Annotated in this window: 2 protein-coding genes and 2 pseudogenes; 3 read left to right on the top strand and 1 reads right to left on the bottom strand. The window is 39.7% G+C overall.

Annotation, left to right across the window (positions count from 1 at the left end):
* A pseudogene (locus ACED25_RS22195) lies at positions 1-185 on the top strand (site-specific integrase); the annotation flags it as partial.
* A 789-nt stretch (positions 186-974) separates the two neighbouring features.
* Here ACED25_RS22195 and ACED25_RS22190 read toward each other — a convergent pair.
* The gene (locus tag ACED25_RS22190; protein ID WP_371696122.1) at positions 975-1,592 is read right to left on the bottom strand and encodes a LysE family translocator; all 618 of its coding nucleotides are present in this window, start codon (positions 1,590-1,592) and stop codon (positions 975-977) included.
* A 385-nt stretch (positions 1,593-1,977) separates the two neighbouring features.
* Here ACED25_RS22190 and ACED25_RS22185 point away from each other — a divergent pair, with 385 nt between their 5' ends.
* Together ACED25_RS22185 and ACED25_RS22180 are read left to right on the top strand one after the other, a co-directional pair.
* Entirely contained in the window at positions 1,978-2,979 is a 1,002-nt protein-coding gene (locus ACED25_RS22185) for an OmpA family protein (protein WP_102258141.1), read from the top strand.
* 6 nt (positions 2,980-2,985) lie between these two features.
* Positions 2,986-3,379 (top strand): annotated as a pseudogene (locus tag ACED25_RS22180) (hypothetical protein); the annotation flags it as partial.

The following is a 3,379-nucleotide window of genomic DNA, read 5'->3' as shown; positions in this document are numbered from 1 at the left end:
TTATTAGTGGAATATTATCAGGTCAGCTTGTGAGTAACCCTAAAACTCGAAAAGTGAGAGCCTCCAAACCTAAGCCGACGAAATCTCCCCCCAAACGCAGAGGAAGACCTATCAAAGCAATACCTGAACTGACCGATGAGGAGGTTGAACGGCTTAGATATGAAGTGGATTTTTGGGAATGGTGATGAAAATATCTGTCGGAATAACATAAGTACATCAAATTTTAAGGTTAGGGTTTTGGTGAAATTCGTGTTTGAGGGCAGTCACACTTGGAGGTCTATGCTCATTTACTTTTCACTTGCCTCACCGTAGACCTTCAGCCCTGTAGCATCAAATAGCATCAACGGCTAAATGCTGAATTGCTTTTTCACCAATCCAAAATATCAGTGACTAATGATTGATTAAAGCTTGATTATATTGCTTCCAGTTAGTTTTTTTATAGCGAGGCTTGGTCATTAATCTAAGTCTTTGAGTCAACTTAGCTGCTCAGCTCATAAGTTGAAGGTTTAATTTTCTAATCTTGATAAATAATGATTCTTTATCAAGATTACATGTGATTGTGAGCATCTTGTTTTTAAGTAAAGAGCTAAAGTTTGGCGTGTTTACTTATTAGAGTGGTAAAACGTTATGACTGTAGCAAAGAGGACATTAGGACGGATGATGTTTGTTGCGCAATTTTTACCATTTGTATGGTTTGTTCTTCTAATATTAATCCAAGAGTGATTTTAAGGCGATTAAAAACGCATACTTTGACTCCTTTGAAGAGGTGTGGCGGGTTATGCTGAGCCCTTGTACAAGGTTTTCTGTTCCACTAATTTAGCTCATCGTATTAATCTTGTCATACAAAGGGTAGTGGTAGCAGTGGTAAAAACAGCTTGAGCTAAGTTTGTTCAGGCGAGTCACTCTACTCATATATTAAGTCTAAGTGAGGAACGGTCGTCCATGTAGCGTTGAAGTCATTATTAAAGCAACTTCTATGTCTTGTTGCTAATAATCAAAGACAAGCCAAATCCAATAAATATCCCTCCAGTAACCTTATTAAATGTCGCTCTAACCTTTTCCTTTATAAGCCAAAACTTAAGCTTCTTTGTTACTAACGCGTATGTTAAAAGTGCTAGGAATGACGACGATGTAAAGGTGAGTGTAAGCAAGATAAATTGCGGTATGATGGAATGTTCAACTTCGATAAACTGAGGAAACAAGGCCGAATAAAACACGATAGCCTTTGGGTTAGTTACACCAACCAGATACGCTTCACGAAACAACATCTTTCTGTTATGCGCGCTAGCTTGGGGCTCATAATTTTTTAAAGTCCGTTTGTTTGATCTCCACGTCTTTATTCCAAGTAAAAGTAGATATATTCCGCCAACCATTTGAATAAATAGGAATAATGATTCAGATGCCAAAAGAAGAACACCTAACCCTGTAGCCGATAAGCCTGCCATTGTGATCATAGCTGCAATATTTCCAAGAATCCCTGAGACCGCTCGCTCAACCCCATACACGGCTGAATTTTTCACAGTCAATAACACCGCAGGCCCTGGGGAAAAAGTAGCAGCTACACAAATTGTAAAAAATAGTAAATAGTCCATATGTTTGTTATCCGTAATATGAAAGACCTATTGAAAATATAAAGGACGTAATGCTCTGTTAGGGGATGAGACTCCTCGACTTTAAAAAGATTACATCACAAGTATTTTATTATTCCTTGACGGTTAACTAATTAATTTATATTTAAATAATAAATTAATTAATATTAATTTTCGTTTAGCTTCCTTAATTTGACTGAAGACTGAATTCTAATATTCATAGATAAAGAAGCGCTTAAAACATTGATATGGCGATGAATAGCTCTGTCGTAAGAGGAACACCTAGCGTAGCTCGTAAGTAGGACGTTCGCTTATACAGTGGTATAGGTCTAAAGCTGTTGAGAATATTTAATGTTTATTCAAAAATGATACTATCTATCTGGGATTTATGAAAAAAATAATATTACTTACCTGTTTATTCAGTGTTCCTGTACTAGCCGCGACAGAATCCCCTCAGTTTTTTGTTGGCGTAGTAGGGGGATACCAAGGGGCTTTGGAGGAGAATTGCAATCACTCAAATCCAGAGGGCACAATTTTAGGTCTCTATAGCGGGTTACAGTTTACTCCCTCTTGGAGTTGGGATTTAGGCTATCAAGATCACGATGAACTAAAGGCGGATGGATGCCACTCGGTTAATGTTAAAACTTGGTTGATTGAAAGCACTCTTCGTTACGATTGGTACCTACAAGATAACCTAAGTTTATACGGTCGACTTGGTGCTGCTTATTGGGACATGGAAAAAACGCAACTGTCTTCAAGTAAGAGCGATGCAACAGGTTTTTCTCCTCTCGGTGGGGTGGGGATTAACTATCACTTTAACCCTAACGTCCGATTATCAACGGGCTATCAATACATTGACAGTATTGGTAAGTCAAACACGGGTAAGTATGATAGCCGTGGATTGTTGGTCAGTCTAACCTATACGTTTGGCAGTACAACTCAACCAGCGTTAGTCGAAACAGCGCCAACGTCTATTATTGAAGATACTCCCGTTAAAGAGACAGCCACTGTAAAAACACCGCCTCAAATACAGGCATTTTCACCAAAAACTACAGATATATTGTCTGGTTTTGATTCAGGCGAACCTAGCCAAGAGTTTATTGACCAATTAACTGAAATCTCTTCAATATTAAATTCTTACCCACAAGCTCAGGCCACAGTTGTTGGACACACTGACTCAACAGGCTCAGCACTCTACAATCAAAACCTATCTGAGCATCGTGCTCAAGCGGTCGTCAATAAACTGATTGAATTGGGTGCCACACAGACACAACTTGAGTGGAGAGGCGAAGGTGAGTCTCAACCTGTTGCTGACAACAAGACCGCAGAGGGGCGAGCTAAAAATCGCCGAGTTGAAGTTACCATCCCCAGTTTTCAGTTCCAAGAGTAAGTTATTATGATTAAATGTTTTAAAGCCTTATTTGTAATAGTGGTTTTTCCAATACTAACGTTATTAACTGGTTGTAATTCAGAAGGCGCCTTCTCTGGATCAACCATAAAATTAGAACGTCTTGATATCGTCGCTTCTCCGATAGTGATGAAAGGTGTCAGTCAACTAACTCTTGCTGCGGGCAACAAGCAGCCCTTTGAAACGGTTGGTCACTACTCTGATGGTTCATCTCGCACATTGACGGATTTAAACGTGAGTGATTGGCACACAAGCAACTCTGATGTAGGGCGCTTTGATGAGACTGGCGTATTTACTGCTACTAACGAGGGCTATACCACAGTCATGGCCACCAAAGATGGCATCCCCAGTAATACGGTGGAGGTGAATGTGTCGGCAGCGG

Source organism: Vibrio sp. 1F263 (assembly GCF_041439035.1).
Lineage (GTDB): Bacteria > Pseudomonadota > Gammaproteobacteria > Enterobacterales > Vibrionaceae > Vibrio > Vibrio tasmaniensis_A.
This window is presented reverse-complemented; position numbering and strand designations above follow the sequence as displayed.